Source organism: Stenotrophomonas sp. GD04024, assembly GCF_029837545.1.
Taxonomy (GTDB): domain Bacteria; phylum Pseudomonadota; class Gammaproteobacteria; order Xanthomonadales; family Xanthomonadaceae; genus Stenotrophomonas; species Stenotrophomonas forensis.
In genome coordinates, this window is sequence record NZ_JAOEDV010000017.1 from 38,341 (window position 1) to 64,203 (window position 25,863).

34 protein-coding genes and 1 tRNA gene are annotated in these 25,863 nt (G+C 65.6%); 19 read left to right on the plus strand and 16 right to left on the minus strand.

The window, feature by feature from the left end:
* The first annotated feature begins 155 nt into the window (after positions 1–155).
* The 4 genes from N7590_RS08055 (at position 156) to dxs (ending at position 5,581) form a co-directional block, all read left to right on the plus strand.
* Complete coding sequence (locus tag N7590_RS08055) at positions 156–632, plus strand: LEA type 2 family protein (protein ID WP_006457727.1); 477 nt, start codon at positions 156–158, stop codon at positions 630–632.
* Between the two features lie 64 nt (positions 633–696).
* The gene (locus tag N7590_RS08060) at positions 697–2,487 is read left to right on the plus strand and encodes an acyl-CoA dehydrogenase C-terminal domain-containing protein (RefSeq protein WP_053512159.1); all 1,791 of its coding nucleotides are present in this window, start codon (positions 697–699) and stop codon (positions 2,485–2,487) included.
* A 415-nt stretch (positions 2,488–2,902) separates the two neighbouring features.
* Positions 2,903–3,568 (plus strand): HNH endonuclease, encoded by a 666-nt coding sequence (locus N7590_RS08065; protein ID WP_164242569.1) that lies wholly within the window; start codon positions 2,903–2,905, stop codon positions 3,566–3,568.
* Between the two features lie 105 nt (positions 3,569–3,673).
* Positions 3,674–5,581, plus strand: coding sequence for a 1-deoxy-D-xylulose-5-phosphate synthase (gene dxs, locus N7590_RS08070; protein WP_053510916.1), 1,908 nt, complete (start codon positions 3,674–3,676; stop codon positions 5,579–5,581).
* A gap of 114 nt (positions 5,582–5,695) precedes the next feature.
* On the opposite strand, the gene N7590_RS08075 is transcribed toward dxs, so the two are convergent.
* The 3 genes from N7590_RS08075 to N7590_RS08085 form a co-directional block, all read right to left on the minus strand.
* Positions 5,696–5,899, minus strand: coding sequence for a hypothetical protein (locus N7590_RS08075; protein WP_005410416.1), 204 nt, complete (start codon positions 5,897–5,899; stop codon positions 5,696–5,698).
* A gap of 168 nt (positions 5,900–6,067) precedes the next feature.
* A complete protein-coding gene (locus N7590_RS08080; protein ID WP_053510918.1) occupies positions 6,068–6,628 on the minus strand; it encodes a DUF3011 domain-containing protein in 561 nt (186 codons plus the stop codon).
* A 128-nt stretch (positions 6,629–6,756) separates the two neighbouring features.
* Complete coding sequence (locus tag N7590_RS08085; protein ID WP_053510921.1) at positions 6,757–7,428, minus strand: response regulator transcription factor; 672 nt, start codon at positions 7,426–7,428, stop codon at positions 6,757–6,759.
* Positions 7,429–7,678: 250 nt separating this feature from the next.
* Here N7590_RS08085 and N7590_RS08090 point away from each other — a divergent pair, with 250 nt between their 5' ends.
* From N7590_RS08090 to N7590_RS08125, 8 genes are all read left to right on the plus strand, one after another.
* Positions 7,679–8,386 (plus strand): hypothetical protein, encoded by a 708-nt coding sequence (locus N7590_RS08090; RefSeq protein ID WP_053510923.1) that lies wholly within the window; start codon positions 7,679–7,681, stop codon positions 8,384–8,386.
* A complete protein-coding gene (locus N7590_RS08095) occupies positions 8,383–8,934 on the plus strand; it encodes a GTP-binding protein (RefSeq protein ID WP_050413361.1) in 552 nt (183 codons plus the stop codon). Before N7590_RS08090 ends, N7590_RS08095 begins: the two co-directional genes overlap by 4 nt.
* Entirely contained in the window at positions 8,927–9,298 is a 372-nt protein-coding gene (locus N7590_RS08100) for a roadblock/LC7 domain-containing protein (RefSeq protein ID WP_053510925.1), read from the plus strand. The genes N7590_RS08095 and N7590_RS08100 overlap by 8 nt, the downstream gene beginning before the upstream one ends.
* A 99-nt stretch (positions 9,299–9,397) precedes the next feature.
* The gene (locus N7590_RS08105; protein WP_197563404.1) at positions 9,398–9,724 is read left to right on the plus strand and encodes a hypothetical protein; all 327 of its coding nucleotides are present in this window, start codon (positions 9,398–9,400) and stop codon (positions 9,722–9,724) included.
* Between the two features lie 110 nt (positions 9,725–9,834).
* Complete coding sequence (locus N7590_RS08110; protein ID WP_080376001.1) at positions 9,835–10,281, plus strand: pilin; 447 nt, start codon at positions 9,835–9,837, stop codon at positions 10,279–10,281.
* 168 nt (positions 10,282–10,449) lie between these two features.
* The gene (locus N7590_RS08115) at positions 10,450–10,911 is read left to right on the plus strand and encodes a pilin (protein WP_275576707.1); all 462 of its coding nucleotides are present in this window, start codon (positions 10,450–10,452) and stop codon (positions 10,909–10,911) included.
* A gap of 88 nt (positions 10,912–10,999) precedes the next feature.
* On the plus strand, positions 11,000–11,464 hold the full coding sequence (locus N7590_RS08120; protein WP_279935305.1) for a pilin: 465 nt from the start codon (positions 11,000–11,002) through the stop codon (positions 11,462–11,464).
* Positions 11,465–11,908: 444 nt separating this feature from the next.
* Positions 11,909–12,334 carry a response regulator transcription factor gene (locus N7590_RS08125; protein WP_053510931.1) on the plus strand — a complete coding sequence of 142 codons (426 nt, stop codon included), beginning with the start codon at positions 11,909–11,911 and terminating at the stop codon, positions 12,332–12,334.
* Here N7590_RS08125 and N7590_RS08130 read toward each other — a convergent pair.
* A complete protein-coding gene (locus tag N7590_RS08130; RefSeq protein ID WP_053510933.1) occupies positions 12,303–12,560 on the minus strand; it encodes a hypothetical protein in 258 nt (85 codons plus the stop codon). The genes N7590_RS08125 and N7590_RS08130 overlap by 32 nt on opposite strands.
* A 398-nt stretch (positions 12,561–12,958) precedes the next feature.
* On the opposite strand from N7590_RS08130, the gene N7590_RS08135 reads away from it, so the two are divergent.
* From N7590_RS08135 to N7590_RS08150, 4 genes are all read left to right on the plus strand, one after another.
* Positions 12,959–13,243 (plus strand): hypothetical protein, encoded by a 285-nt coding sequence (locus tag N7590_RS08135; RefSeq protein ID WP_164241748.1) that lies wholly within the window; start codon positions 12,959–12,961, stop codon positions 13,241–13,243.
* Between the two features lie 12 nt (positions 13,244–13,255).
* Positions 13,256–13,489, plus strand: a complete 234-nt coding sequence (locus N7590_RS08140; protein WP_164241749.1) for a DUF1653 domain-containing protein — start codon at positions 13,256–13,258, stop codon at positions 13,487–13,489.
* Positions 13,490–13,575: 86 nt separating this feature from the next.
* The gene (locus N7590_RS08145; RefSeq protein ID WP_164241750.1) at positions 13,576–14,145 is read left to right on the plus strand and encodes a TetR/AcrR family transcriptional regulator; all 570 of its coding nucleotides are present in this window, start codon (positions 13,576–13,578) and stop codon (positions 14,143–14,145) included.
* A gap of 13 nt (positions 14,146–14,158) precedes the next feature.
* Entirely contained in the window at positions 14,159–14,491 is a 333-nt protein-coding gene (locus tag N7590_RS08150; protein WP_006457753.1) for an SMR family transporter, read from the plus strand.
* Between the two features lie 22 nt (positions 14,492–14,513).
* Here the strand turns inward: N7590_RS08150 and N7590_RS08155 are convergent, their stop codons facing one another.
* Positions 14,514–14,687, minus strand: coding sequence for a DUF1328 domain-containing protein (locus tag N7590_RS08155; protein WP_080376002.1), 174 nt, complete (start codon positions 14,685–14,687; stop codon positions 14,514–14,516).
* A 94-nt stretch (positions 14,688–14,781) separates the two neighbouring features.
* The gene (locus N7590_RS08160; RefSeq protein ID WP_164241751.1) at positions 14,782–15,423 is read right to left on the minus strand and encodes a LysE family translocator; all 642 of its coding nucleotides are present in this window, start codon (positions 15,421–15,423) and stop codon (positions 14,782–14,784) included.
* A 154-nt stretch (positions 15,424–15,577) separates the two neighbouring features.
* On the opposite strand from N7590_RS08160, the gene N7590_RS08165 reads away from it, so the two are divergent.
* The gene (locus N7590_RS08165; RefSeq protein ID WP_053510942.1) at positions 15,578–16,270 is read left to right on the plus strand and encodes an aspartate/glutamate racemase family protein; all 693 of its coding nucleotides are present in this window, start codon (positions 15,578–15,580) and stop codon (positions 16,268–16,270) included.
* A 24-nt stretch (positions 16,271–16,294) separates the two neighbouring features.
* Here N7590_RS08165 and N7590_RS08170 read toward each other — a convergent pair whose 3' ends face one another.
* Positions 16,295–16,687, minus strand: a complete 393-nt coding sequence (locus N7590_RS08170) for a hypothetical protein (protein ID WP_345781930.1) — start codon at positions 16,685–16,687, stop codon at positions 16,295–16,297.
* A gap of 242 nt (positions 16,688–16,929) precedes the next feature.
* Between N7590_RS08170 and N7590_RS08175 the strand changes: the two genes are divergently transcribed.
* Entirely contained in the window at positions 16,930–17,433 is a 504-nt protein-coding gene (locus N7590_RS08175) for a DUF3011 domain-containing protein (protein WP_049456623.1), read from the plus strand.
* Positions 17,434–17,519: 86 nt separating this feature from the next.
* A complete protein-coding gene (locus N7590_RS08180; RefSeq protein WP_164241752.1) occupies positions 17,520–17,969 on the plus strand; it encodes a GNAT family N-acetyltransferase in 450 nt (149 codons plus the stop codon).
* Positions 17,970–18,034: 65 nt separating this feature from the next.
* On the opposite strand, the gene N7590_RS08185 is transcribed toward N7590_RS08180, so the two are convergent.
* The 9 genes from N7590_RS08185 to thrS all read right to left on the minus strand — a co-directional run bounded on the left by N7590_RS08185 (position 18,035) and on the right by thrS (position 25,827).
* A tRNA-Pro gene (locus tag N7590_RS08185) sits at positions 18,035–18,111 on the minus strand.
* Between the two features lie 68 nt (positions 18,112–18,179).
* Complete coding sequence (locus N7590_RS08190) at positions 18,180–18,536, minus strand: MerR family transcriptional regulator (RefSeq protein ID WP_005410431.1); 357 nt, start codon at positions 18,534–18,536, stop codon at positions 18,180–18,182.
* On the minus strand, positions 18,517–18,816 hold the full coding sequence (locus N7590_RS08195) for an integration host factor subunit alpha (protein ID WP_005410432.1): 300 nt from the start codon (positions 18,814–18,816) through the stop codon (positions 18,517–18,519). Before N7590_RS08195 ends, N7590_RS08190 begins: the two co-directional genes overlap by 20 nt.
* Positions 18,817–18,843: 27 nt before the next feature.
* Entirely contained in the window at positions 18,844–21,225 is a 2,382-nt protein-coding gene (gene pheT, locus N7590_RS08200) for a phenylalanine--tRNA ligase subunit beta (protein WP_164241753.1), read from the minus strand.
* A gap of 85 nt (positions 21,226–21,310) precedes the next feature.
* A complete protein-coding gene (locus N7590_RS08205; RefSeq protein ID WP_005417865.1) occupies positions 21,311–22,306 on the minus strand; it encodes a phenylalanine--tRNA ligase subunit alpha in 996 nt (331 codons plus the stop codon).
* A 193-nt stretch (positions 22,307–22,499) separates the two neighbouring features.
* Positions 22,500–22,859, minus strand: a complete 360-nt coding sequence (rplT, locus tag N7590_RS08210; RefSeq protein WP_005410435.1) for a 50S ribosomal protein L20 — start codon at positions 22,857–22,859, stop codon at positions 22,500–22,502.
* Positions 22,860–22,870: 11 nt separating this feature from the next.
* A complete protein-coding gene (rpmI, locus tag N7590_RS08215; RefSeq protein ID WP_005410436.1) occupies positions 22,871–23,068 on the minus strand; it encodes a 50S ribosomal protein L35 in 198 nt (65 codons plus the stop codon).
* A gap of 266 nt (positions 23,069–23,334) precedes the next feature.
* Complete coding sequence (gene infC, locus N7590_RS08220; RefSeq protein WP_080357233.1) at positions 23,335–23,877, minus strand: translation initiation factor IF-3; 543 nt, start codon at positions 23,875–23,877, stop codon at positions 23,335–23,337.
* Between the two features lie 48 nt (positions 23,878–23,925).
* Entirely contained in the window at positions 23,926–25,827 is a 1,902-nt protein-coding gene (gene thrS / locus N7590_RS08225) for a threonine--tRNA ligase (RefSeq protein WP_049456625.1), read from the minus strand.
* Positions 25,828–25,863 lie beyond the last annotated feature (36 nt).

A 25,863-nucleotide genomic window follows, 5' to 3' on the forward strand; every position in this document is an offset into this window, starting at 1 on the left:
CGAGCCGCGCACCCGACGTGGACGATCCGGCGCCGCGCACGCCCGGCCGCCATCTTCACGCGCTACCCTCTGCGGCGGGTCGTCACCGGCGATCCAAACAACCATACGCCGTAGTATGCTTATCCCAACGCACCCCCTCCAGAGGACTTGCGCCCATGCTCCACCGTTTCCGTATCGCCTTGATCGTTCTGTGCACCCTCGCCCTTGTTGCCTGCAACAACGGCATCGTCAAGCGTGTTTCGGAACCGGCGGCCAGCCTGCAGCAACTGACCGTGCGCGCCGATGGCAACTGGACCGTGGCCCTGCGCCTGCAGAACTTCAGCTCCATGCCGATGACCTTCGATGACGTTTCGCTGGCATTGACCGTGGGCGACAGCGAAGCCGGCACCCTGCAGGCGAGGCCGGGCATTTCCATTGGCGGCACCTCGGCCGACGTCATCAATGTCGACCTTGTGCCCAGCTCGGCCGCGCGCCTGATCGTGGCCGACGCGCTGGCCGGCAACCGCACCCTGGCCTACGGCCTGAAGGGAACGGTGGCCGCCACGCCGCAGGAAAAGAAGCAGCGCAGCTTCGACATCAGCAGCCGCAGCACCCTCAACCAGGCCCCCGGCCTGCCCGGCGTGCTGCGCTGAATCCCCGCTTCCGCCGCGGCGCCCGGCGCCGCTCCCCTGCCCCTGATCAAATCGAGACGTACCGATGAGCAGCTACACCGCCCCGCTTTCCGACCTCCGTTTCGCCCTGCACGACGTGCTCAAGGTCGAACCCCTGTTCGCCCGCCTGGGCTTCACCGACGCCACCGCCGACGTGGTCGATGCCGTGCTGGAAGAAGCCGGGCGCTTCAGCGCCACCGTGCTGGCCCCGCTCAACAGCGTGGGTGACGAGATCGGCTGCGTGCTCGACCAGGCCACCGGCGAGGTGACCACGCCGCCCGGCTTCAAGCAGGCCTACGACCAGTTCGTCGATGGCGGCTGGACCGGCCTGACCGCTTCGCCGGAACTGGGTGGCCAGGGCCTGCCGCACACCCTGGGCGTGCCGCTCAACGAGATGATCAACGCCGCCAACCTGGCGTGGGGCAACTTCCCGCTGCTCTCGCACGGCGCCATCGAAGCGCTGAAGCAGCATGGCGAAGCGTGGCAGCACGAGGCCTTCCTCAAGCCGCTGATCGAAGGCCGCTGGACCGGCACCATGTGCCTGACCGAACCGCATTGCGGTACCGACCTGGGCCTGCTCAAGACCAAGGCCGAACCGAACGCCGACGGCAGCTACGCCATCACCGGCACCAAGATCTTCATCACCGCCGGCGAGCACGACCTGACCGGCAACATCGTGCACCTGGTGCTGGCCAAGCTGCCCGACGCCCCTCCGGGCGCCAAGGGCATCTCGCTGTTCGTCACCCCCAAGTTCAAGGTCGACCGCGACGGCAACGTCGGCGAGCGCAACGCGCTGCGCTGCGGCTCGATCGAGCACAAGATGGGCATCAAGGGCTCGGTCACCTGCGTGATGAACTTCGATGGCGCGCAGGGCTACCTGGTCGGCCAGCCGCACAAGGGCCTGCAGGCGATGTTCACCATGATGAACACCGCACGGCTGGGCGTCGGCCTGCAGGGCATCGGCCTGTCCGAGCGCGCCTACCAGAACGCGCTGAAGTACAGCCGTGAGCGCCTGCAGTCGCGTGCGCTCAGTGGTGCCAAGTTCCCGGACAAGCCGGCCGATCCGATCCTGGTCCACCCGGATGTGCGCCGCATGCTGCTGACGGTGAAGTCGCTGGTCGAAGGCAGCCGCCTGCTGGCCCTGCACGCGGCCACCCTGATCGACGTGGCCCACCACGCCGAAGACGCCGCCGAGCGCGAGCGCGCCGACACCCTGGTCAGCTTCCTCACGCCCATCTCGAAGGCCTGCCAGACCGAATGGGGCATCGAGAACACCTACAACGCGCTGCAGTGCTTCGGGGGCCACGGCTACATCCGCGAACACGGCATGGAACAGCTGGCCCGCGATGCGCGTATCACCACGCTGTATGAAGGCACCACCGGCATCCAGGCACTGGACCTGATCGGGCGCAAGACCGCGTCCAGCCAGGGCGCCGGCCTGAAGCTGATGCTGGCCGAGATCGAAGCCTTCGCCAAGGAACATGAAGGCAACGAGGCGCTGGCCGAGTTCATCGGCCCGCTGCGCGCCAAGGCCGCCGAGTGGGGCGCGCTGACGATGGACGTGCTGAAGCGCGCATCCGCCAACCCGGACGAACTGGGTGCGGCCAGCTACGACTACCTGTTCTATTCGGGTTACGTGGTGCTGGCCTACTGGTGGGCCCGCAGCGTGGCCGCCGCCGATGCCAGCGCGCACGGCGCCGCCTTCGCCCAGGGCAAGCGCGAGACCGCTCGGTTCTACTTCGCCCGGGTGCTGCCGCGCACGCTCAGCCACGCTGCCGCCATCCAGGCCGGCGCCGCCCCGCTGATGGCGATGGACGACGAGCGCTTCGGCGCCTGAGCCGGGCCGCGCCCGGCACCCGCAGAGGCAACAGCTGGAGCAAGAGCAAGAGCAACAGCTGCAATGTGAGGGATGGCGGGGCGGTGTGCGCTGGCAGGACACGCCGTAAACCCATCCCTGGGGGCTCGATGGCGCCATCCATGGCGCCAACGGTCCTGCCAACCCACACCGCCCCACCTCTGACAGATTCCTGCTGCTGTGGGTAGGTGTCGACCTTGGTCGACACATTGGATCCACGCCACGCGTGGATGGGAACCACCGGAATTCCTCTGGAGAAAAGCCCCCTTTTGTTAAAGGGGGCGCGCCAACGGCGCGGGGATTAGGAGGAATGCGCGGACCTGAATTGTTGCGTTTTGGGTATCGCCACTTGGGCGATACCCAAAACGCAACAATTCAGGTATAAGCTGTTCTCCCGATGGAGACAGACACTACACGCTTGGGTCTGATCGAAGCCGGAGCTCCGAATTCTGCTCCGGGCGCCGAGGCATCGCCCAACGTCACCCCGCTGCATCGCCCCGGTTCGGTCCGGCTGCTCTCGCTGGATGCCCACGGACGCGTACTGGACTGGATCACCTGGCAGGATGCGGCCTGCCTCTACGCCCGTGAAGCCGTGGCCTGGACGCTGGGAGATCCCTGCCTGCACATCCACGGCGGCACCAACCGCTTCAGCGGCCTGCAGAGCGGCATGGACCTGCACCCGATCATCGCCGCCCGCGGCCACGCCCGCTCCCGCGCGATCGACCCCACGCCGAACCTGACCAACCCGGCCCTGTTCGCCCGCGATGCGCACCTGTGCATGTACTGCGGCCAGCAGTTCAACCGCCCTACCCTCACCCGCGACCACGTCATGCCGCTGTCCAAGGGTGGCCTGGACTGCTGGGAAAACGTGGTCACCGCCTGCTTCCACTGCAACTCGCGCAAGAGCGACCGCACCCCGCAGCAGGCGGGAATGCCCCTGCTGGCCGTGCCCTACCGGCCCAGCTGGATCGAGCACCTGATCCTGTCCAACCGCAACATCCTGGCCGACCAGATGGCCTTCCTGAAGGCGCAATTGCCGAAGCGATCGAAACTGAGCACCTGAACGGCCGAAAATGCAACCCTCACCGTCCTGTCACGGGCGGCGGCGTTTGCTTGCCCCACCCCCGTTTGAGGGCGAAAATGGGCGTTCAGAAAAAGTGCGAACACGATGATCGACTCTGCCCGCTATCCCCGCCTCGCGCGCATCCAGACACCGGATGACCTGCGCACGTTCGACGAATCCGAATTGACGGCGGTCGCCGACGAGCTGCGCGCCTACCTGATCGAATCGGTCGGCAAGAGCGGCGGCCATTTCGCTGCCGGCCTGGGCGTGATCGAACTCACCGTGGCCCTGCACTACCTGTACCAGACGCCGCAGGACCAGCTGGTCTGGGACGTCGGTCACCAGACCTACCCGCACAAGATCCTCACCGGGCGCCGCGACGAGATCCACACCGTGAAGCAGAAGGACGGCGTCGCGCCGTTCCCGAAGCGCGAAGAGAGCGAATACGACACCTTCGGCGTCGGCCACTCCTCGACCTCGATCTCGGCCGCGCTCGGCATGGCCATCGCCCGCCAGTCCGAAGGCGACGACCGCAAGGTCGTCGCGGTGATCGGTGACGGCGCGATGACCGCCGGCATGGCCTTCGAGGCGCTGATGCACGCTGGCGGCATGGAACCGGAGCCGAACCTGCTGGTGATCCTCAACGACAACAACATGTCGATCTCCGAGGCGGTCGGCGGCCTGACCAAGATGCTCGGCCGTGCCACCGGCAGCCGCACGCTCAACGCACTGCGCGAAGGCGGCAAGAAGATCCTCGGCGACAAGAAGAACAACCCGGCCCGCTTCGTGAAGCGCTGGGAAGAACACTGGAAAGGCATGTTCGTCCCGTCCACGATGTTCGAGGAAATGGGCTTCCACTACACCGGCCCGATCGATGGCCACGACATGCCGGCGCTGCTGTCCACGCTGAAGACGCTGCGCGCCTCCAAGGGTCCGAAGCTGCTGCACGTGATGACCACCAAGGGCAAGGGTTACGAGCCGGCCGAGGGCGACCAGATCGGTTACCACGCGGTCGGCCCGTTCGATCCGGACAAGGGCCTGGTGGCCAAGTCCGGCGCCCGGAAGCCGACCTACACCGACGTGTTCAGCGACTGGCTGTGCGACGCCGCCGCTGCCGAGCCGCGCCTGTTCGGCATCACCCCGGCGATGCGCGAAGGCTCGGGCCTGGTGCGCTTCAGCAAGGAATACCCGCAGCGCTATTTCGACGTGGCCATCGCCGAACAGCACGCGGTCACCCTCGCTGCCGGCATGGCCACCCAGGGCGGCAAGCCGGTGGTGGCGATCTATTCAACCTTCCTGCAGCGCGCGTACGACCAGCTGGTGCATGACGTGGCGATCCAGGACCTGGACGTGCTGTTCGCGATCGACCGCGCCGGCGTGGTCGGCCCGGATGGCGCGACCCATGCCGGCAACCTCGACCTGAGCTTCCTGCGCTGCGTGCCGAACCTGGTGGTGATGGCGCCGTCCAACGAAGCCGAATGCCGGCAGATGCTCAGCACCGGCCTGCAGCATCCGGGCCCGGCCGCGGTGCGCTATCCGCGCGGCACCGGCACCGGCATTGCCGCCGGTACCGACCTGTCCACGCTGCCGATCGGCAAGGGCGAGCTGCGCCTGCAGGGCAGCCGTATCGCCCTGCTCGCCTTCGGCAGCACCGTGCCCGCCGCCGAACAGGTCGGCCGCGAGCTGGGCCTGAGCGTGGTCAACATGCGCTTCATCAAGCCGCTGGACCGCGAACTGGTACTGGCCATGGCCGCCGGGCACGAAGGCCTGGTCACGATCGAGGACAACGTGGTGGCCGGCGGTGCCGGTTCCGGCGTTGGCGAACTGCTCAATGCCGAAGGCGTGCTGCGCCCGATCCTGCACCTGGGCCTGCCCGACAGCTACCAGCACCACGCCAGCCGTGAGGACCTGCTGGCCGAAGCCGGCATCGACGCGGCGGGCATCCGCGCTGCGGTACTGAAGCGCTGGCCGCAGCTGGCCGTGGGCAGCCCGCCGCTCAGCGCGGCAGGCTGAAGCCGCTGCAGGCCCGGTGAATCCACGCATGGCGTGGATCCATTGTGGAGCAGAGAAAAATCCACGCCATGCGTGGATGACAGCCCCTGGAAAATGATCCGGCGCGCCCCGCGCTCAGCCGTAACTGACCGCTTCCACAAAGGCGCCACTGGCCTCCACGCGCACGGCTGCGCGCTGCCCGGTGTCGACGAAGTGCAGGCGTGCGAGGGTTTCAGCAAAATCGAACGCGCGGGCACCGTCGCGGAAATCGATCGGCTCCGGCCGATCCGGGTGCAGCACGCGCCACTGGCGCTGCTCGCATTGCAGGCGGATCAACATGCGGCTCACTCCTTGAGACAGCGTATCGACGGGGGCGGGACAGGCATGCCGATTGCGGCGCGCATTGTCGCGACGAATCAGGAGCACGTGGAGGTGCCCCTGATCGCAGACGATACGACGTTCAAAATGTGAGCTGTATCAGATTATTCTGATTTTCGAGAGGAACGCTCAATTCACCTGGAACTGGGCACGGCAACCGTCGCTCACCCAGATGCCGCGACGATCCCAACCCCAGGTCTGGCCTTCAATGCACGCGCTGCGCGAATCCTGGCGGACCAGGCGCACGCCACGGCGGATGCGCGCATCGCAGTATTCCTGGCGGTGCCCATTGGAATGGCAGGTGATCACCTCACCGCCGCCCCAACCGTTGCCATTGTTGCCCCAGCCGTTGCCTCGGCCGCCACCCCAGCCGCCCCGCCGGTACTCGCCGACGAATTCGGCACGGCAGCCCTGGGTGACCCATACACCGTTGCGCGATTGGCCCCAGGTCTCGCCTTCCACACAGGGCGATCCAGACAGCTGGCGGATCATCCGCGCCCGCCCCTCCAAGCGGCACTCGTTGCTGCGGTTCTTGATCGATTCGCAGCGCACGATGCCGCTGCCCTCGCGGCCGCCATAGCGGTCATCGTCATAGCCGTAGCCATAGCTCTGCGCCTGGGCGCCGCCCGCGGCCGCCAGCATTGGCAGCAGGGTGCAGGCCAGGGTGCGCCAGCTGAGTGCCTTGCCCATCGAGATCTCCAGATCAATACGATGGCGCAAGCATCCGGGATTCGCGGCGCGCCGCACAGTGGGAAACGTAACGGCAGTTTTTCCCCCATTCAAACAACCCAACCGGACCTGACTGGACCGGCGTGACCTCATGGACCGCCTTTCTCGGCCCCGCTGCCCATGCCACCGGCATTGCCCAGCCGTTCCTCGAACGCATAGGCGAACAGCTCGGCGTCATTGCTGATGCCCAGTTTCCTCATCGCGGAAATGCGTTGCCGGCTGATGGTACTGACCGTGCGCCGCAACTGCGCGGCGATCTCGGTGATCGAGGGCCCCGACACATACAGCCGCAGGACTTCCAGTTCCTTCGGTGACAGCACCGACAGCGATCGCTCGCGCCCGGCATCCTGCAGGCAGTGCGCCAATTCGGGGTCCAGATAGATCCCTCCGCTCAACACGGTATCGACCGCCCTGCGGATGCCATCCACGCCACTGCCCTTGCACACCAGCCCACGCACTCCGGTGCGCATGGCCATGTTCAAGGTGGTGGCATTGGTGACCATCGTGGCCAGGATCACCGGCACCTTGGGGTGATTGCGACGCAACGCCTGCAGCATCGCCTGGCCGTCCGAGCGCCCGCCATCGGGCATCGAAAAATCAGTCACCACCAGATCCACCGGTTCTTCGGCCAGCACCGCCAGCAGGCTTTCCGCGCATCGCGCTTCGGCCACCACGCGGTGGCGCCCACCGGCCTCGATCACGATGCGCGTGCCAAGCAGGACCAGTGGATGATCATCCGCAATGGCAATTCGAGTGAGCATGCTGATTACCCGTCAATAGTCACGCCGCAGTGCGCAGCGAAGACGCTAGTAATCATTCCAGGCTACGTCAACTTAACAATCACGCACTGCAATTGATGTCATCGCAGCAGCATCAACCGGCCAATTCCATTAGTTGCAGCGAGCTGCATAAATACGAATGACGCTGCAATTTTCCCAATAGTTTCATTCCAGAAAACCGGGAGCGCCGCTTACATAGTCACCTCCGTTCACTCGCTGCACTGGACACCCCATGGTCCGTTTCCGTCGTCGACCTTTTGAGGATCTGCAAGAGCCCTTTGCAGCAGAACCGCTGGCGCCGGCAGCCCTGCCAACGGCCGCATTGCCGTTCGTACAGCAGTTGCGCCTGCACCTGGCAAGCGACGGCGCGCCGCAACGACGCCCGGCCCATGCCGCGATCATCCATGACGGCGCCACCGTGTGCTGGCTGGATGCCAGGAACGATCGGATGATGACCACTGCACCCGCGCCGATCACGCTGACGCTGCTGCAGAAGCTGCTGGGCGATGCGGACCCTGCGCTCAGCCTGGTGCCGGTGACGCAGGACGTGTTCGTGCAGCGTGCGACGGTGTCCAGCAACATTCCACTGCGCCTGACGCTATGGAACATTGCCCTGGCCACCGCCGGGCATGGCACGCCGATGCAGCCCCTGCATGACGGCACCAAGCTGCGCCTTCGGCGCTGGCCGGACTTCCGCATCCTGGCCCATCGTCCCGATCACTTCCGGCTGTGTGCGCTGCTGATCAAGCAGGGCGCATCCGTGCAGGCGTGCTGCGCCATCCTCGACCTGCCACGCCGAAGCGTGCAGTCATTCTTCAATGCGGCCTTCCTCACCGCCTACGCCTTTCCCGTCGTGGGCGAGGACGCGCCCGTGCGCCCCTCGCCCACCGACGGCCTCGTCAATCTGTGGCGACAACTTCGCATCCGCTGGAGTGCATGACCGTGCGTGAGCACAAGATCGTAGTGATGGGCCCCCTCGGCGCGGGCAAGTCCACCCTGGTGCAGACCCTGACCCGGGGCAAGGCCGTGGTGACCGAGGCCCGCAATACCGACCCCGCCGTGGGCAAGCAGTACACCACCGTGGCCATGGACTATGGCGACATCGACCTGCCTGGTGGTGACCGCTTGCGCCTGTATGGATCGCCCGGGCAGGAGCGCTTTTCATACATCTGGCCGATCCTGCTGGCCGGTGCCGAAGGTGCCATCGTCCTGATCGATGGCAGCGCCGGCGTGGACAGCACGCTGGCTGGGCAGCATCTGAGAGCCATCGCAGACAGCGCACCGGGCCTGCCGGTGGTCATCGGCTTCACCCGATGCGGCAGTACCGATGATCCGGTACAGCCACACTGGCAGGACTGGTTGCAGGACCATGCACCGCACCTGCCGGCGCTGCCACTGGACCCACGCGACATGGCCCAGGCCATCACCGCGATGGATCTGCTGATGAGCCAGATCGAATGCAACGCCATGGCGGTCACCCATGCATGACATCGGCCGCACTTCACCACTGGACGCACTGGTACGCGACGTCACCGGCATCCAGACCCTCGTCGTTGCCAGCACCGATGGCTTCGCACTGGCCCAGGCTGGCCCGCAGGGCCATGTCGCCGATCGCCTGGCCGCGATGACCAGTTCGATGCTCGGCCTGGCCAGTGCATTGGGCCGCGAACTGCACTTCGGTGAGCTCGACACGCTGATCCTCGACGCCGCCGACGGCAAGGTGCTGATGCTCGCCATTCCTGGAAAGCAACCGCGCCTGCTGATGACCGCCTGCGACCACCGCTGTGTCATCGGCAACGTGCTCTGGCATGCCAAGCAGTGCGTGCGCGCCCTTGCCGACAGCCTGAACTGATGCATGCCTTTCTCACTGCTCAGACGGCTGTTCACCCCCTCACACCCGCAACGGACCACTGAAATGAATATCGCCATCAATAAATGCCTGGACACGCTCATGCAGATCAACGGCGCGCAAGCCGTTGCCCTGGTCGACTACGAAAGCGGCATGCTGCTGGGTGAAGCCGGCTCAGGCGTGGACATGGAACTGGCGGCCGCAGGAAACACCGAAGTGCTGCGCGCCAAAATGAAGACCGCCGAAGCACTGAACCTCAACGACAACATCGAAGACGTCCTGATCACGCTGGGACGCGCGTACCACGTGCTGCGCCCGGTGTCGGCCAAGAAGGGGTTGTTCTTCTACGTGGTACTGGACCGGCAGAAGGCAAATCTCGCCCTCGCACGGCGCATGGTGCTGGACGTGGAAAGTTCGCTGGCGCTGTAACACCCGGCAACGACAGACAGGGGATGGAAACGCCGGGGCTGCTCTGGGGAGAGCGGCCCCGGCCTGCGAGTGCGCCCCGCACTCACCACTCACCATCGGGAGTTCCTTGCATGCCAGCTGGATCGTCAGCGCACGCAGCACGCGACGTGCCACCGCGCTACCCGCACTGGGCGGCGGCGGGCATTACCATCGCGCTGGCCGCCGTCTACGCGATTCTGTTGCTTGCTCCCGCCGTGGATGGCCATGCCAGCCGCGTGCGCCTGCGTGATGCGGCCAACGCGCTGGGTCGTGCCATCACCACCGTCGAAGCCAGTTACGCAGAGGGCGATCTCACCTTGACCGACCAGCACCTGGGCTTGCCCGGCAGTGCCGCGTACTGCAGCCATCTGCGCGCCTCGCTGCCGGATACAGGACACGCCGTGCTGTCCTGCGAGCTGCGCGAAACGGCCGCCCTGCGCGGCAGCGTCAGGTGGTCGCGTACCGCTTCCGGCGAGTGGCGATGCCATGCGCGCGCCCCGGATGTGCACGCTGTTCCGGTGAAGTGCCCCACGCAATGAAAGCGCGGCATCGGATTATTTTCAAAACACAGAACCAGTCAGTTCATAAAGTAGATTTTACGATTTCTTGAATATCCCCATTGGAGCATGCGTGATTTTCTAGGGCTGCGCCACGAACCCTCCTTTCGCGGCCACACCCACGAATCACCCATGTCACAAAGGATTATCATGAATATCGAATTCACCCCAGCATCGCGCACAGGCATGCGCGCCTCCCGGCAAAAGGGTTTCTCCCTTATTGAACTCATGGTGGTGGTGGCGATCATCGGCATCCTGGCGATGATTGCCCTGCCTCAGTATCAGAAGTTCTCTACGAAATCGAAGGTGACTTCGGCACTCGCGGAACTGACGAGTGGGAAAATCGGCGTTGAAGCGCTGCTGGCCGAAGGTGCGGATATGACTGGCGCCGACGCGACCTACGTCGGGATGCCAGCCAAGAGCTCCAGGTGCACTGACTTCGATGTGAGCATGAGTGGCACCGGCGAGGGGAGCCTGGTCTGCAATCTCAAGGACGACGCAAACTACGGCACGGCCCAGACTCTGAGTCTGGATCGCACCGCTGAGGGCATCTGGACCTGCTCAAGTTCAATTTCCGACTTGAGCGTCCTGCCGGAAGGTTGCAAAACCTGATCCCAGCAAAGACAAAGGCCGGTAATGGAGCACATTCCGGCCTTCTGACAAACCTCAGTGCAAATCACCGTTCCGCAGGAAACCTGCCATGTCCCCCAAGATCGTACGCAGCACTCACTCCCACACCTTGGTACAGCGCGGATTCTCTCTTGTCGAGCTGATCGTAGCAGTGGCAATCATTGCAATTCTGGCACTGATCGCGCTGCCCCAGTATCAGAAATATGCGATCCGCGCCAAGCTTACAACCGCGCTCTCCGAGGTTTCAGCTGCAAAACCGGTAGTTGAGGCCATTCTTGCCGAAGGACGGGCGTTGCCAACCGGGCAGACCGTGAAACCAGAAGAATTCGGGCTCCCGCAGCAGACCTCGCAATGCGCATCTTTCACTGCAGTATCCATCGATTTTGGCGCTCTGGAGATCTGGTGCAACTTGAGGTTCTCCGGGCGCTACAATATCAGCGCCGTGGATATTGTTCGCCAAGTAGATGGGGCTTGGAAATGCCGCATTGACGCAGGGGACGCCAGCTGGCTTCCTGCCGGCTGTACCCAGCGCTAGTAAGAGTAGCGACGTATTAATGCTGGGCGACCAAAGACCCGGCTGCTGGCCAATTACGCAAGGCTCACCGCTGTAAGTGATGATGGTGTCCCCATAGTGGACCTCTCGCTGGCTGCGTTGGCGATTACGATGCAAGGATTCCGCGGCGGGATGTGACAGTCATAGTCAGCGATGACGCACTTCGGGTTTCATCCTCATTCGCAGCATGAAGAGTATCGGCATCAATCTCTTTCACAGTGCATATGGGAATGCAAATCCCTGGGGAGACCGGCTATTCCAATCCGGCATTCCCCATATTCTCCACGACCTTCTGCTCGAGCTGTGCCAGCCCGGCTGACTGACGCGCAAGCATGCGATCCACGCAGGCTGCTGAGCCATCCTTTTTCCGCCGCCAACACCCCCGCATTCGTATTGGATGTTTCATCCTGCAAGAGGCAAACACCCGTGGATCACATCCCCTCCATCGCGCTCGCCGATCCCAATCCTTGGGTCCGTCGTGAACTGGTGCGCAGCGTCCAGCCCCATCTGGATGGCACTGTGCTCAGCGAAGCCCGCTCGCCCGCGGAGGTTCTGATGCAGATCGCCAACCCGCACTGCAAGGTGCTGGTCATCGATCCGTGCATGCCCACCGTAGGCCAGACCGATGGCATGCCGCTGCTGCGCCAGATCTGCTGCCTGCGCAGGGACCTGCTCATCCTGGTCCTGGCCCAGCAACCCCTGCGCCTGCTGCAGGATCGCGCCCTGCCAGCGCAGGTCAGGCACGTCTATGCGAAGACGGTCAACCCGCTGTGGCTGTGCCGTTTCATCAGCCAGGCACTGCGCGATGAATCGACTGGCGTTACGCCACTGGCGCAGGACGCAGCCCGCTGACCGGCGCGGCGGCGGCGGGCAGCGCCTCGAAATGCACGGCTTCCACGCTGTTGCCCAGCGCTTCCACGCGCACCGTGCTGCCCTGGCCGGTGCGGCGGTGGTGGGCGCTGGCCCGGCCAACCGCGGCGTCGAAGGCGGCGGCGCCGCTGCTGAAGGCTTCGGCCACGCCGGCGGCGGGGTCCAGCAGCGACCACTGTGCGGCACTGCACTTGACGGTAATGACCATGGGAAGCTCCTCGTGGGGAAATGGCACAGGGGGCGCATGACCCTCTGCTGATGACGTCACCGTAGCCAGCCCATCAGCGCGGTCCTATCAGATAAGTACGAAAAACCCGCGCCCGGGTGTCAGAACTCCACGCTCATCACATCCCTGAGCCCGTTTAGCCTGTTCATTCCGTGATCCTTGTCACGGAGTCGGTTCAGCTTCACACTACCGTCACTAACAGGGGCCCCTTCCACATGCGCACCTTCTTCTCGCAGCAGCGCGGGACGCTGCTCAAGTTCTATTTCGTGGCCAGCTATCTGGTGCTGATCGAAGAACTGATCCGCGCCGCCATGCATTGAGCGCTTGCTGGCAGCACGGCGCCAGCAGAAACTGTTGCTTCAAGGCATGGAGTTCGCCCGATGAAAGTGCTTCTTCTGATTCCAGCGCTGCTGGTCCTGTCCGCCTGCGCCAACCAGCGTCAGGCGGCCGCCAGCGCCGATGCTGCGGCCAGCTCGCCGGCCACGCCGAGGGTCGGCGCTGATCGCGACGCCCACGGCTGCATTGGTTCTGCCGGCTACCAGTGGTGCGAACACAGCCAACGCTGCGAGCGGCCGTGGGAACTGGCGCAGGCCCAGGGGTTGGCCAATACCGCCGAAGCGATCGATGCCTACTGCGCGAAGCCGGCCAGTCCAGCGCGCAAGTGAGCAGCGCGCACCATGGCTGAGCTCAGTCCGCTGCCCGCCCTCGCACCCGGCCGCTACCGCCATTTCAAGGGCGGCGAGTACCAAGTGATCGACATCGTCCGCAGCAGCGAAACGCTGGAGCCGCTGGTGCTGTACCGGGCGCTCTATGGCGAAGGTGGGCTGTGGGTGCGCCCCTACCCGATGTTCGTCGAGCAGGTACCCGGCGAACACGGCCCGCAGCCGCGCTTCGCGCGTATCGGCGATTGAATCCGCGTTGCCGGCCACGGCCGGCAGTGGCTGCCCGGCACCGGGCCTGCGTTACAATCGTACCGTCCAGTCGGTTTCTTCCCGCCATGTCCGCATCTTCCTCCCGCTCGCGCCGCAAGGCTCCCGACAGCGTGCGCCAGTCGCTGGTGCAGGCCACCATCGACGTGATCGCACGGCAGGGACTGGCCGCAGTGACCGTTCAGGACATCGCACAGGCGGCTGGCGTCAGCAAGGGCGCACTGTTCCATCACTTCGCCAGCAAGCAGGCGCTGGTCGATGCCGCCATCGCCACGCTCATCGCCGAATTCGAAGCGCAGGTACGCGGCCTGATGGCAGGCAGTGCGCACTACGGCTGCTTCAGCCGCGCCTATGTGCGCGCCAACTTCGACCACCTGCTGCAGCAGGAACGGGTGAACGATATCGGGCTGACCCTGGGCAACATGCTTGAACCGGCGCTGCTTGCGCAGTGGGGGGCCTGGCTGCGGCGCATGCTGGCCGAGTTCCCGGAGGAAGCCGCCAATCCCCGCCTGTATGCGGCGCGCTGTGTTGCCGACGGCTACTGGGCCACCGCCTACGGCCGGCCGCTGGACGAGGAAGAACGCATCAATGCCCTGGCCATGGCCGAGCAGGCCCTGAAGCTGTGTGACCCCCTGTAAGCCGGAGCCTGCGATGAATCCCTACGTCTACCTCGCCGCCGCGATCGTGCTGGAAGTGATCGCCACGTCGCTGCTCAAGGCCTCCGACGGCATGAGCCGGCTGCTGCCCACGCTGGGTGCGCTGGTCGGCTACGGGCTGTGCTTCTACCTGCTGTCGGTGACCATGAAATCGATACCGACCGGCATCGCCTACGCCATCTGGTCCGGCATCGGCATCGTGCTGATCTCGGTGATCGGGCTGGTGGTGTTCAAGCAGCGCCTTGATGCGCCGGCACTGATCGGCATCGGGTTGATCTGCGCCGGCGTGCTGGTGATCAACCTGTTCTCGCGCAGCAGCGCACACTGAGCACGCTGCCGCGCAGCACCCACTAGCTGACCTTCCTGGCCACGGTCATGCCCAGCAGGAACAGCACCACGGCGATGATGATGCCGGCCCAGAACAGGAACTTGGCGATGCCGACCGCCGCGCCGGCAATGCCGCCGAAGCCGAGCACGCCTGCGATGACGCCGATGATGGCGAAGATGATGGCCCACTTGATCATGTCAAACCTTTCCCCGCGGGGACTGCGTACTGGATGATCAGGCTAGGCCGTGGCCGATGCGGCACTCGTGAACAGGCCGCGTGCGCGGCGTGAATCAGCGCGGGCGGAAACGCAGCAGGGCCACCGCGAATGCCAGGAACACGCTGCCCACCAGCCGCTCGAACCAGCGCCGTGCAAACGGCTTTGCCAGCCAGCGGCGCAGGCCATGGCCGCCGGCTGCATACATCACGTACCAGAACAGCTCGCAGCCGGCGAAGGTGGCCACCAGCACGCTGTACTGCAGCGCCTGGCCGCGCGAAGGATCGACGAACTGTGGCAGGAACGCCGTCGCGAACAGCAGCAGCTTGGGATTGCTCAGGCCGACCAGAAGTCCCCCGCGGAACACTGACCATGCGCCGAGTGCCGGCGCGACCGCCAGCCCTGCATCCACGGTCATCGGCGGCGCCGGGCGGCCGCTGTCACGCCATGCCTTCAGCCCCAGCCAGGCCAGGTAGGCCACGCCCAGGTAACGCAGCACCTCGAACAGCATCGGCGAGGAATGCAGCAGCGCGCTCAGGCCCGCCGCGGACGCGGCCAGCACCAGCAGCATCGCCAGCAGGCAACCCGCCATCGCCGGCACGCTGCCACGGAAACCCAGCCCGACGCTGCGGCCCAGGATATGCAGCATGTTCGGCCCCGGGGTGCCACACAGCACGAACACGGTGGCCAGGAACCACCACCAGGTATGCAGGGCCATCGCGCACATCCACTCCAGAAGACCGCACCAGCATAGGCCGTGCCCGCAACGCACGGAACATACAGCCCACCGTGGATGCAGTGGTTACAGATTCCGGGATCGGCAGCCGCACGCCTTCTGTGCTGCAATGGAGGCCCCTGGCATGGAGCGGTGCATGAAGACCCTTGGCCTGATCGGCGGCATGAGCTGGGAGAGCTCGGCGCAGTACTACCGGCTCATCAACGAGGAGATCCGTGATCGCCTGGGCGGCGCCCACTCGGCACAGCTGCTGCTGTGGTCGGTGGATTTCGCCGGCATCAAGAAGCTGCAGCACGACGGCGACTGGGATGCGCTGGGCGACCACATGGCCGATGCCGCACGGCGCCTGCAGGCCGGCGGCGCCGATCTGCTGCTGATCTGCACCAACACCATGCACAAGCTGACCGATCGCATCGAAGCCACCTGCCCCCTGCCGCTGCTTCATATCGCCGACCCGACCGCGAACGCGATCGTGCAGGCGGGTGCGCGCAGGGTAGGCCTGCTCGGCACCGCCTTCACCATGGAGCAGGACTTCTACCGTGGGCGGCTGCAGGAGCGCTTCGGCCTGGAGGTGCTGGTGCCCGATGCCGAAGATCGTCGCAGCGTGCACGACATCATCTACCAGGAGCTGATCGCCGGCGTGGTCAGCGAGCAGTCACGGCAGGTCTATGCCGCGGTCATCGCGCGCCTGGTCGCGCGCGGCGCAGAGGCGATCATCCTCGGCTGTACCGAGATCATGCTGCTGGTGCGGCCGGAGGACAGCGCCGTGCCGTTGTTCGATACCACCACCCTGCATGCGCGGGCCGCGGTGGACGCGGCGCTGGCCTGACCCCACGCGCGATGCGGCGCGGAATCAGTCCATGCCCTGCACTTCCAGCGCGGTGATCAACCAGTCGACCACCGCCTGCGAATCGCACAGGAAGAAGATGGCATCGCCGGAACGCGCTTCGGTAAGCAGGCGATACACCGTGATCGCCACCGCCGACTGGTTGGCGATGAACACTTCCGGGCTGCGCGGCCCCTCGCTGTGCCCGGCCACGGCATGCAACGCCTTGCGCGCGGCCACGGTCGACGCCGGGTCCGCGCTGCGGGTCAGTTCCGGCCCGCGCAGGCCCCACGCAATGAACACATGCTTGCCCTTGAACGTGGTGTCCAGGACCTGCACCTCGGCGCCTGAATCGGCCGAGCGATGAATGACGGTACTGCTGATCAACGCAACCCCCTGTGGTCGTCCTGGTCCGCGCATCCTCCCCCACAGGCCGCCCGCACACCAGTGACGGCAGCCGCAGGCTGCGCCGACAGGCGTGGAAGACATGTAAGAAGGTGTAAACCGATGCGATCGGATGTGCAGCGATGATACGGGATGTAAGCCTCTGCATGGGCCCGCGCGTACTAGTAAACCCCCACTGAGCCCGTTCCGGAACGGTGCGTTCCGGCGGCCCCGGGCTGGGTCATTCTTGCCGCCCGATCCACCACCCGAGGCCCCTGATGACCCACCGCCTGCTGTTACCGATCACCGCCGCCGCGCTTGTCCTGCTGCTGGCTGCCACCACCGTGGCCGCCCAGGATTACGACACGGATCACATTCCAGTGCTGCGCTGCGAATCGCAGTTCAACAAGACCCAGCAGTGCGCCATCGAAGGCCCGATGAGGCTGGCCCGGCAGCTGTCGGTTACCCGATGCGTGGAGAACCAGAACTGGGGCCAGCGCCGCCGCATGCTGTGGGTCACTGACGGCTGCCGCGCCGAGTTCGTCGCCGACGAGTACGGTCGCTGGCCCGGGCGCGGTCGTGATCGCGACGACGAGGGCGAACGCCTGGTCTGCGAGTCGTACGAGAAGAAGGACAAGGAATGCCGTATCCGCGTGCGCCACGAAGTGCGCCTGGTCAAGCAGAAGTCGGTGACGGCCTGTGTCGAGGACCGCAACTGGGGCTGGGACCGCCGTGGCATCTGGGTCAGCGACGGCTGCCGTGCCGAGTTCCGGGTCTATTGACTGCCGAGCACGCGCTGGCTGCGGCGGATCAGTGATCGCAACCGGCGTGACCGATAGACTGCATGCAACCGCCCGAGGAACGATTGATGACACCGCCGGATCCCTCTACGACGACGCTGCAGATCCGCGACGCCCGCCCCGGCGATGCCGCCGCGCTGATCGCGCTGGACAGCGTGGCGGCACATGATCCGCGACGGGCGACGCAGATCGGCCAGTGGCTTGCGGAGGGCCATGTGCACGTGGCCGAGCAGGATCGCGTGGCTGTCGGCTACCTGGTCATCCATCACCACTTCTTCGGCGAAGCCTTCGTTGAGATGCTGATGGTGGGCCCGGCACGGCGCGGCCAGGGCATCGGTGCCGCCCTGCTTCGCCACGCCATTGCGCGACGCGGCGGCGGCAAGCTGTTCACCTCCACCAACAGCTCCAACAGCGGCATGCAGCGCCTGCTTGCTGCGTCGGGCTTTGTCGACAGCGGCATCGTGCACGGATTGGATGAGGGCGATGCGGAACGGATCTACCGCTTCGCGGGTGATTGATCACGCTGCGCCGCGTGCACAAAAAAGCCCACGCATCGCTGCGCGGGCTTCTTGATCCATCACAGTGGTCGGGACGGCCGGATTCGAACCGACGACCCTCTGCCCCCCAGGCAGATGCGCTACCAGGCTGCGCTACGCCCCGACTGATGCTGCGATGTGCCCGCCAGTGCGGCGGGCCGTGAAGTATAGCGGATTACGAAGGAAATGGGATCAGCGGCGCAGCAACTGCAGCACTTCTTCCAGCTCCATGCGTACCTGCTTGATGATCTGGTTGCTCAGCGCCGATTCCTCGCGGGCATCAGGGCCGTCCAGGCGCAGGCGTGCACCACCGATGGTGTAGCCCTGTTCGTACAGCAGGCTGCGGATCTGCCGCACCATCAGCACGTCGTGGCGCTGGTAGTAGCGGCGGTTGCCTCGGCGCTTGGCCGGCTCAAGGCTGGGAAACTCGGTTTCCCAGTAGCGAAGGACGTGCGGCTTGACGTCGCACAGCTCGCTGACTTCACCGATGGTGAAGTAGCGCTTGGCCGGGATCGGCGGTAGTTCGCGGTTACTGCCCGGATCCAGCATAAGCTTCCACCCTCTCCTTGAGCTTCTGGCCCGGACGGAAGGTGACCACCGTACGGGCGGAAATCGGAATTTCCTCGCCGGTCTTGGGGTTGCGACCCGGACGCTGGTTCTTGCGCCGCAGATCGAAATTACCGAAGCCCGACAGCTTCACCTGACGTCCCTGTTCCAATGCTTCACGCAGCACATCGAAAAACGCGTCGACGAATTCCTTGGCTTCCCGCTTGTTCAGACCGACTTCGTCGAACAGCTTTTCCGCCATCTCCGCCTTGGTCAATGCCATTGCCTGCTACCCCCGAGTGCTGCCCGCTCAGCCGCGGATCCGGGCGTGGTGTTCACGCTCGATGGCAGTGACCGCCTCGGCCACCACCGCATCCACGTCGCGGTCCGTCAGAGTGCGCGACTTGTCCTGCAAAATCAAGCCCATAGCGAGACTCTTGAATCCCGGCTCGACGCCCTGGCCGACATAGCGGTCGAACAGGTTCAGGTCGCGCAGCAGCGGCCCCGCGGCCTGGCGGACGGTGGCGGCCAGATCGGCCCAGGCCACCTGTTCAGGCACCAGGAACGCCAGGTCGCGGCGCACCGCCGGGTAGCGCGACAGCTCGCCGGCACGCGGCAGGCGGCGGGCGGTCAGCGGCTCCAGGTCCAGCTCGAAGGCATAGACATCGGCCTCGATCTCCATCGCCTTGAGCAGGCGCGGGTGGATCTGGCCGATCCAGCCGATCGCCACGCCATCGCGCAGCACTTCGGCCGAACGTACCGGGTGGCCGTAGGCACGGGCGGACGGGCGGAACTCCAGCTGCGCGCCACTGGCGGCGGCCAGCGACTCCAGGTCGCCCTTCAGGTCATGGAAATCGACCTTGCGGGTCGGCAGGCCCCACTGCACCGCCTGCGCATCGCCACAGACCGCGGCGGCCACGCGCGGGGTTTCCAGCGGCGCCGGTTGGCCGTCTCCGGCCTGCTGGGCGAACACCCGCCCCAGCTCGAACAGGCGCACCCGGCCCAGCTGGCGGGCGGCATTGCGGCCGAGCGTGGCGACCAGGCCCGGCAGCAGCGAAGGGCGCATCACCGCCAGTTCGGCCGACAGCGGGTTGGCCAGCGGCACCAGGCCGTCGCGCAGCTGCCACTGGGTCAGCAGTGCGTCGTCGACGAAGGCGAAATTGACCGTTTCCTGCTGGTCACGGGCGATCAGCTGGCGACGCACGCTCAGCGCGTCCAGCTGGGTCTCGCTCGGCATCGCCACGCGCGAGGCACCGCCCGGCAGCGTGGTCGGGATCTGCTCGTAGCCGTGGATGCGGGCCAGCTCCTCGATCAGGTCTTCCTCGATGGCGATGTCGAAGCGGCGGGTCGGCGCGGCCACCTGCCAGCCCTCGGCCGTCGCGCTCACGTCCATGCCCAGCGCGCGCAGGATGCGCTCGACTTCGGCGTCTTCGATGGTGATGCCGAGCACGCGGGTGATGCGTGCGCGGCGCAGCGCGATGGTTGCCGGCTGCGGAAGATCGGCCTCACGCACGGCCTCGGTGACCGGTGCCGGCGTGCCGCCGGCCAGGTCCAGCACCAGTCGGGTGGCGTATTCGATGGCGGTGCGCGGCAGTGCCGGATCGACGCCACGCTCGAAGCGGTGGCCGGCATCGGTGTGCAGGCCCAGCTTGCGGCCACGGCCCATGATCGCGGCCGGCGCGAAGTGTGCGGCTTCCAGGAACACGGCGGTGGTCGCGTCGGTGACGCGGGTGTCGAAGCCGCCCATCAGGCCGGCCAGGCCGACCGCGCGGTCGGCGTCGGTGACCACCAGGAAGCTGTCATCCAGCGCAGCATCGCGGCCGTCCAGCAGCTTCAGCGTCTCGCCGGCACGCGAACGGCGCACGGCGATGCTGCCCTGCAGGGTGCCGAGGTCATAGGCATGCATCGGCTGGCCCAGCTCCAGCATCACGTACTGGGTGATGTCGACCAGCAGCGACACCGGGCGCACGCCGCTGCGGCGCAGGCGCTCGGCCATCCACAGCGGGGTCTTCGCCGCGGCGTTGACGCCCTCGATGACACGACCGAGGTAACGCGGCGCTTCGGCACCGGCATCCAGCTGGATCGACAGTTCACGGCTGCCGACGGCCGCAATGGGATCGGCGGCGAAATCCAGCACTTCGCTGCGGGTGGCGGCGGCAACGTCGAAGGCGATGCCGCGCAGGCTGAAGCAGTCGGCGCGATTCGGGGTCAGCTTGATCTCGATGCTGGCATCGGGCAGGCCCAGGTACTCGACCAGGGCCTGGCCGACCGGGGCGTCATCGGGCAGTTCCAGCAGGCCGGACGCATCGTTGTCCAGGCCCAGTTCCTTGGCCGAGCACAGCATGCCGTTGGACTCGACGCCGCGCAGCTTGGCCGGCTTGATCTTCAGCTCGCCGATCTGCGCACCAACCATCGCCAGCGGCGCGACCAGGCCCGGGCGCGCGTTCGGCGCACCGCAGACGATCTGCAGCAGCTCGCCCTGCCCGGCATCGACCCTGCACACCTGCAGGCGGTCGGCTTCCGGATGGCGGACGGCCTCGACGATGCGTGCCACGACCACGTGATCGAGGCCTTCGCCCAGCGCGGTCACCTCTTCCACTTCCAGGCCGATGGCGGTCAGCACCGCACTCAGTTCATCGCGCGAAGCGCTGGTCGGGACGTGGCTGCGCAGCCAGTTTTCGGAGAATTTCATGGTGTCATCCTGGTGGGCCCGGCGCATGCGCCTGGGCCTGCGAATTTAAGAGCCGTCGAGCAAGCTCGACGCTACGGACCGGCGCTTACGCGAACTGTTTCAGGAAGCGCACGTCGTTCTCGAAGAACGCGCGCAGGTCGTTGACGCCGTAGCGCAGCATCGCGAAGCGCTCCACCCCCATGCCGAAGGCGAAGCCGGTGTAGCGCTCCGGATCGATGCCGACGTTGCGCAGCACGTTCGGATGGACCATGCCGCAGCCGAGCACTTCCAGCCAGCGGGTGCTGCCATCGGGCTGCTGCCAGGCGATGTCCACTTCCGCGCCCGGTTCAACGAACGGGAAATAGCTGGGGCGGAAGCGCATTTCGAAATCGCGCTCGAAGAAGGCGCGCACGAACTCGGCCAGCGTGCCCTTCAGGTCGGCGAAGGTCGAATGCTCGTCCACCAGCAGGCCTTCCACCTGGTGGAACATCGGCGAGTGGGTCTGGTCGCTGTCGCTGCGGTACACCTTGCCCGCGGCGATCATGCGCAGCGGCGGCGCGTGGTCGCCCATGTAGCGCACCTGCACACCCGAGGTATGCGTGCGCAGCAGGCGGCCGTCGCCGAAGTAGAAGGTGTCATGCATCGCGCGCGCCGGATGGTGCGGCGGGAAGTTCAGCGCCTCGAAGTTGTGCCAGTCGTCCTCGATCTCCGGCCCTTCCGACAGCTCGTAGCCCAGGCGGCCGAAGATGCCGGTGATGCGCTCCAGGGTGCGGGTGATCGGGTGCAGGCCGGCGCGATCGCCATTGCGGCCCGGCAGGGTGATGTCGATGGCTTCGGCCGCCAGGCGCGCATCCAGTGCCGCGTCTTCCAGCAGCGCCTTGCGCTCGCCCAGCGCGCGGGTCAGCGCATCGCGGGCCTGGTTGATGGCTTCACCGGCGGCCTTGCGCTCGTCGGCCGGCAGGGCGCCGAGCTGCTTGAGCTGCGAGGTGATGCTGCCACTCTTGCCAAGCAGGGCCACGCGCAGCTGTTCCAGCACGTCGGGGCTCTGTGCGGCGGCCACATCGGCCAGCGCCTGGGTGGTGAGGGATTGGATGTCGCTCATGGGGGGCCGGAACTCCAGTCGATCTGCCATCGCGATGCGCGAAGGGCCGACCCCTGTCGCCACCGCCGTCCCTGCGCTGCCGCTGTGGCCGCGCCGGGACCCAAAAAAGAATGGGGAAGGACTTGCGCCCTTCCCCATGCATTGCCTTGACCTGACACCGTTCCGAGTGAACGGTTACGGCATCGGGAAGGACTTATGCCGCCAGCGCGCCCTTGGCCTTTTCGGCCAGCGCGGCAAAACCGGCTGCGTCGTGCACGGCGATGTCAGCCAGGACCTTGCGGTCCAGGGTGATGCCAGCCTTCAGCAGGCCGTTCATGAAGCGGCTGTAGCTCAGGCCGTTGATGCGGGCAGCCGCATTGATACGGGTGATCCACAGCGAACGGAAGTTGCGCTTCTTCTGCTTACGGCCGATGTAGGCGTACTGCTGTGCCTTGATGACCGCCTGCTTGGCGACGCGGAAGACCTTGCGACGGGCGTTGTAATAGCCCTTGGCGAGATCCAGGATTTTCTTGTGGCGGCGACGCGCCTGTACGCCACGCTTAACTCGTGCCATTTTTCAGTTCCTCAGAGGTAAGGGAGCATGCGGTCCAGACGGCCTGCGTCTTCTGCACGGACATGGCCCGTCTGACGCAGATTACGCTTACGCTTGGTCGCTTTCTTCGTGAGGATGTGGCTACGGTTGGCGTGGCCGCACTTGTACTTGCCCGAGGCGGTCTTGCGGAAACGCTTGGCCGCTGCCCGGTTGGTCTTGATCTTGGGCATTGCAATGTCCTTGATGGGATTTGACCCTGGTTTCTGACTGATCTGGCGGCGGCCTGGGCCGCTCTTTCCGTCCTGCCATGATCGGCGTACGACCCGTCCTGGGTGGGTCGAGCCGGGCATGATACAGGCAAAACCGCCCTGTCACCAGCCCCTGCAACCCTTTCACCGGCAATTCACCGGGGTGCCGCAAAAGCAAAGGGACGCCATCGGCGCCCCTTCACCCTGAACCATTCAGCCAGGCGCCCCGGAAGGCGGCCGGTCAGGCCTCAGGTCTTCTTCTTCGGTGCGATCATCATGACCATCTGACGCCCTTCCAGGCGCGGACGGGATTCAATGACGATGTCCTCGCCCAGATCGGCCTCGATCCGGTTGGCCATTTCGCGGCCCAGTTCCTGGTGGCTCATTTCACGGCCACGGAAACGGATGTTGACCTTGATCTTGTCACCATCTTCGAGGAACTCACGCATCTTGCGCAGCTTGATCTGGTAGTCGCCCTCGTCCGTGACCGGACGGAACTTCACTTCCTTGATCTCGACCTGCTTGCTCTTCTTCTTGGCCTCGTTGGCCTTCTTCTGCGCTTCGAACTTGAACTTGCCGAAGTCCATGATCTTGCAGACCGGCGGATCGGCCTGCGGCTGGATCTCGACCAGGTCCAGGCCTTCATCTTCGGCCATGGACAGCGCTTCGTCGCGCGACAACACGCCGATCATTTCTCCGTCACTGCCGATCACGCGGACGCGCGGCACACGGATTTCCTGATTCTTGCGGTTCTGTTTGTTGTCAGGGGTGCTGATATTACGTTCTCCCAAGGGTATCGAACCGGTCCGGGTGCCTGTGCGCCCGGACCGGACCTTTGCTTACGCGCCCTCGGCGTGGAGCCGCTCGATGAAGGCCTGCAGGCTCATGCTGCCCAGGTCTTCGCCAGAACGCGTACGCACCGCTACAGCGCCGTTTTCCTTCTCGCGGTCACCAATGACCAGCAGGTACGGCACGCGCTGCAACGTATGCTCGCGGATTTTATAGCCGATCTTCTCGTTACGCAAATCCGAGCTGACGCGGAAGCCTTGCTCCGCAAGGGTTTTGGTCACGCCCGAGACGTATTCAGCCTGGGCGTCGGTGATGTTGGCCACCACCACCTGGGTCGGCGCCAGCCAGGCCGGGAACTGGCCGGCGTGGTGCTCGATCAGGATGCCCAGGAAGCGCTCCATCGAGCCGACGATGGCCCGGTGCAGCATGACCGGGTGCTTCTTCTGGCTGTTCTCGTCCACGTACTCGGCGCCGAGGCGGCCCGGCATCATGAAGTCGACCTGCATGGTGCCCAGCTGCCAGGTACGGCCGATGGCGTCCTTCAGGTGGTACTCGATCTTCGGGCCGTAGAAGGCGCCCTCGCCCGGCAGCTCCTGCCATTCCACCCCATTGCTGGACAGTGCCGAGCGCAGCGCGCCTTCGGCCTTGTCCCAGGTGGCGTCGTCGCCCAGGCGTGATTCCGGACGCAGGGCGATCTTGACCTGGATCTCATCGAAGCCGAAGTGCTGGTAGACCGCCAGCGCCTGCTGGTGGAACGCGGTCACTTCCGCCTCGACCTGGTTTTCGGTGCAGAACACGTGGCCGTCGTCCTGGGTGAAACCACGCACGCGCAGGATGCCGTGCAGCGCGCCGGACGGCTCGTTGCGGTGGCAGGCACCGAACTCGCCATAGCGGATCGGCAGGTCGCGGTAGCTGTGTAGGCCCTGGTTGAACACCTGTACGTGGCCCGGGCAGTTCATCGGCTTGAGCGCGTAGGTGCGCTTCTCCGATTCGGTGAAGAACATCGCGTCCTGGTAGTTGTCCCAGTGGCCGGACTTCTGCCACAGGCTCACGTCCAAGATCTGCGGGCAGCGCACTTCGCCGTAGCCGGTCTTGCGATAGACCTTGCGCATGTACTGCTCGACCACCTGCCACAGCGCCCAGCCCTTGGGGTGCCAGAACACCAGGCCCGGGGCCTCTTCCTGCAGGTGGAACAGGTCCTGCTGCTTGCCGATGCGGCGGTGGTCGCGCATTTCGGCTTCTTCGATGCGCTTGATGTACGCCTCGAGCTGCTTCTTGTCGGCCCAGGCGGTGCCGTAGATGCGCTGCAGCTGCTCGTTCTGCGCGTCACCGCGCCAGTAGGCGCCGGAGATGCGGGTCAGCTTGAAGGCCTTCAGGAAGCGGGTGTTCGGCACGTGCGGGCCACGGCACATGTCCACGTATTCCTGGTGGTAGTACATGCCCATCGCCTGGATGTCGTCGGACATGTCCTCGATCAGGCGCAGTTTGTAGTCCTCGCCGCGGGCCTTGAAGATCTCGACCACTTCGGCGCGCGGCGTCATCTTCTTGATGACGTCGTAGTCCTGGGCGATCAGCTCGCCCATGCGCTTCTCGATCGCCGCCATGTCTTCCGGGGTGAACGGGCGCTCGGAGTAGATGTCGTAGTAGAAGCCCTCGGCGATCACCGGGCCGATGACCATCTTGACGTCCGGGTACAGCTGCTTGACGGCGTGGCCGACCAGGTGGGCGCAGGAGTGGCGGATGATCTCCACGCCCTCCTCGTCCTTGGCGGTGATGATGCGCAGGCTGGCATCGTGGTCGATGACATCGCTGGCATCGACCAGCACGCCATCGACCGAGCCGGCGATGGTGGCCTTGGCCAGGCCGGCGCCGATCGACTGGGCGACGTCCATGACGCTGACGGGGTTTTCGAACTCGCGGCGGCTGCCGTCGGGAAGGGTGATATTGATCATCGCAGTGGCTTCGTGCGGGGCCCGCCGGGCGGGCTG

Bases quoted from the DNA above. Each gene is read 5' to 3' on its own strand.
- N7590_RS08055 (WP_006457727.1), top strand. From the start codon at position 156: ATGCTCCACCGTTTCCGTATCGCCTTGATCGTTCTGTGCACCCTCGCC.
- N7590_RS08060 (WP_053512159.1), top strand. From the start codon at position 697: ATGAGCAGCTACACCGCCCCGCTTTCCGACCTCCGTTTCGCCCTGCAC.
- N7590_RS08065 (WP_164242569.1), top strand. From the start codon at position 2,903: ATGGAGACAGACACTACACGCTTGGGTCTGATCGAAGCCGGAGCTCCG.
- dxs (WP_053510916.1), top strand. From the start codon at position 3,674: ATGATCGACTCTGCCCGCTATCCCCGCCTCGCGCGCATCCAGACACCG.
- N7590_RS08075 (WP_005410416.1), bottom strand. From the start codon at position 5,899: ATGTTGATCCGCCTGCAATGCGAGCAGCGCCAGTGGCGCGTGCTGCAC.
- N7590_RS08080 (WP_053510918.1), bottom strand. From the start codon at position 6,628: ATGGGCAAGGCACTCAGCTGGCGCACCCTGGCCTGCACCCTGCTGCCA.
- N7590_RS08085 (WP_053510921.1), bottom strand. From the start codon at position 7,428: ATGCTCACTCGAATTGCCATTGCGGATGATCATCCACTGGTCCTGCTT.
- N7590_RS08090 (WP_053510923.1), top strand. From the start codon at position 7,679: ATGGTCCGTTTCCGTCGTCGACCTTTTGAGGATCTGCAAGAGCCCTTT.
- N7590_RS08095 (WP_050413361.1), top strand. From the start codon at position 8,383: ATGACCGTGCGTGAGCACAAGATCGTAGTGATGGGCCCCCTCGGCGCG.
- N7590_RS08100 (WP_053510925.1), top strand. From the start codon at position 8,927: ATGCATGACATCGGCCGCACTTCACCACTGGACGCACTGGTACGCGAC.
- N7590_RS08105 (WP_197563404.1), top strand. From the start codon at position 9,398: ATGCAGATCAACGGCGCGCAAGCCGTTGCCCTGGTCGACTACGAAAGC.
- N7590_RS08110 (WP_080376001.1), top strand. From the start codon at position 9,835: ATGCCAGCTGGATCGTCAGCGCACGCAGCACGCGACGTGCCACCGCGC.
- N7590_RS08115 (WP_275576707.1), top strand. From the start codon at position 10,450: ATGAATATCGAATTCACCCCAGCATCGCGCACAGGCATGCGCGCCTCC.
- N7590_RS08120 (WP_279935305.1), top strand. From the start codon at position 11,000: ATGTCCCCCAAGATCGTACGCAGCACTCACTCCCACACCTTGGTACAG.
- N7590_RS08130 (WP_053510933.1), bottom strand. From the start codon at position 12,560: ATGGTCATTACCGTCAAGTGCAGTGCCGCACAGTGGTCGCTGCTGGAC.
- N7590_RS08135 (WP_164241748.1), top strand. From the start codon at position 12,959: ATGAAAGTGCTTCTTCTGATTCCAGCGCTGCTGGTCCTGTCCGCCTGC.
- N7590_RS08140 (WP_164241749.1), top strand. From the start codon at position 13,256: ATGGCTGAGCTCAGTCCGCTGCCCGCCCTCGCACCCGGCCGCTACCGC.
- N7590_RS08145 (WP_164241750.1), top strand. From the start codon at position 13,576: ATGTCCGCATCTTCCTCCCGCTCGCGCCGCAAGGCTCCCGACAGCGTG.
- N7590_RS08150 (WP_006457753.1), top strand. From the start codon at position 14,159: ATGAATCCCTACGTCTACCTCGCCGCCGCGATCGTGCTGGAAGTGATC.
- N7590_RS08155 (WP_080376002.1), bottom strand. From the start codon at position 14,687: ATGATCAAGTGGGCCATCATCTTCGCCATCATCGGCGTCATCGCAGGC.
- N7590_RS08160 (WP_164241751.1), bottom strand. From the start codon at position 15,423: ATGGCCCTGCATACCTGGTGGTGGTTCCTGGCCACCGTGTTCGTGCTG.
- N7590_RS08165 (WP_053510942.1), top strand. From the start codon at position 15,578: ATGAAGACCCTTGGCCTGATCGGCGGCATGAGCTGGGAGAGCTCGGCG.
- N7590_RS08170 (WP_345781930.1), bottom strand. From the start codon at position 16,687: ATGCGCGGACCAGGACGACCACAGGGGGTTGCGTTGATCAGCAGTACC.
- N7590_RS08175 (WP_049456623.1), top strand. From the start codon at position 16,930: ATGACCCACCGCCTGCTGTTACCGATCACCGCCGCCGCGCTTGTCCTG.
- N7590_RS08180 (WP_164241752.1), top strand. From the start codon at position 17,520: ATGACACCGCCGGATCCCTCTACGACGACGCTGCAGATCCGCGACGCC.
- N7590_RS08190 (WP_005410431.1), bottom strand. From the start codon at position 18,536: ATGCTGGATCCGGGCAGTAACCGCGAACTACCGCCGATCCCGGCCAAG.
- N7590_RS08195 (WP_005410432.1), bottom strand. From the start codon at position 18,816: ATGGCATTGACCAAGGCGGAGATGGCGGAAAAGCTGTTCGACGAAGTC.
- pheT (WP_164241753.1), bottom strand. From the start codon at position 21,225: ATGAAATTCTCCGAAAACTGGCTGCGCAGCCACGTCCCGACCAGCGCT.
- N7590_RS08205 (WP_005417865.1), bottom strand. From the start codon at position 22,306: ATGAGCGACATCCAATCCCTCACCACCCAGGCGCTGGCCGATGTGGCC.
- rplT (WP_005410435.1), bottom strand. From the start codon at position 22,859: ATGGCACGAGTTAAGCGTGGCGTACAGGCGCGTCGCCGCCACAAGAAA.
- rpmI (WP_005410436.1), bottom strand. From the start codon at position 23,068: ATGCCCAAGATCAAGACCAACCGGGCAGCGGCCAAGCGTTTCCGCAAG.
- thrS (WP_049456625.1), bottom strand. From the start codon at position 25,827: ATGATCAATATCACCCTTCCCGACGGCAGCCGCCGCGAGTTCGAAAAC.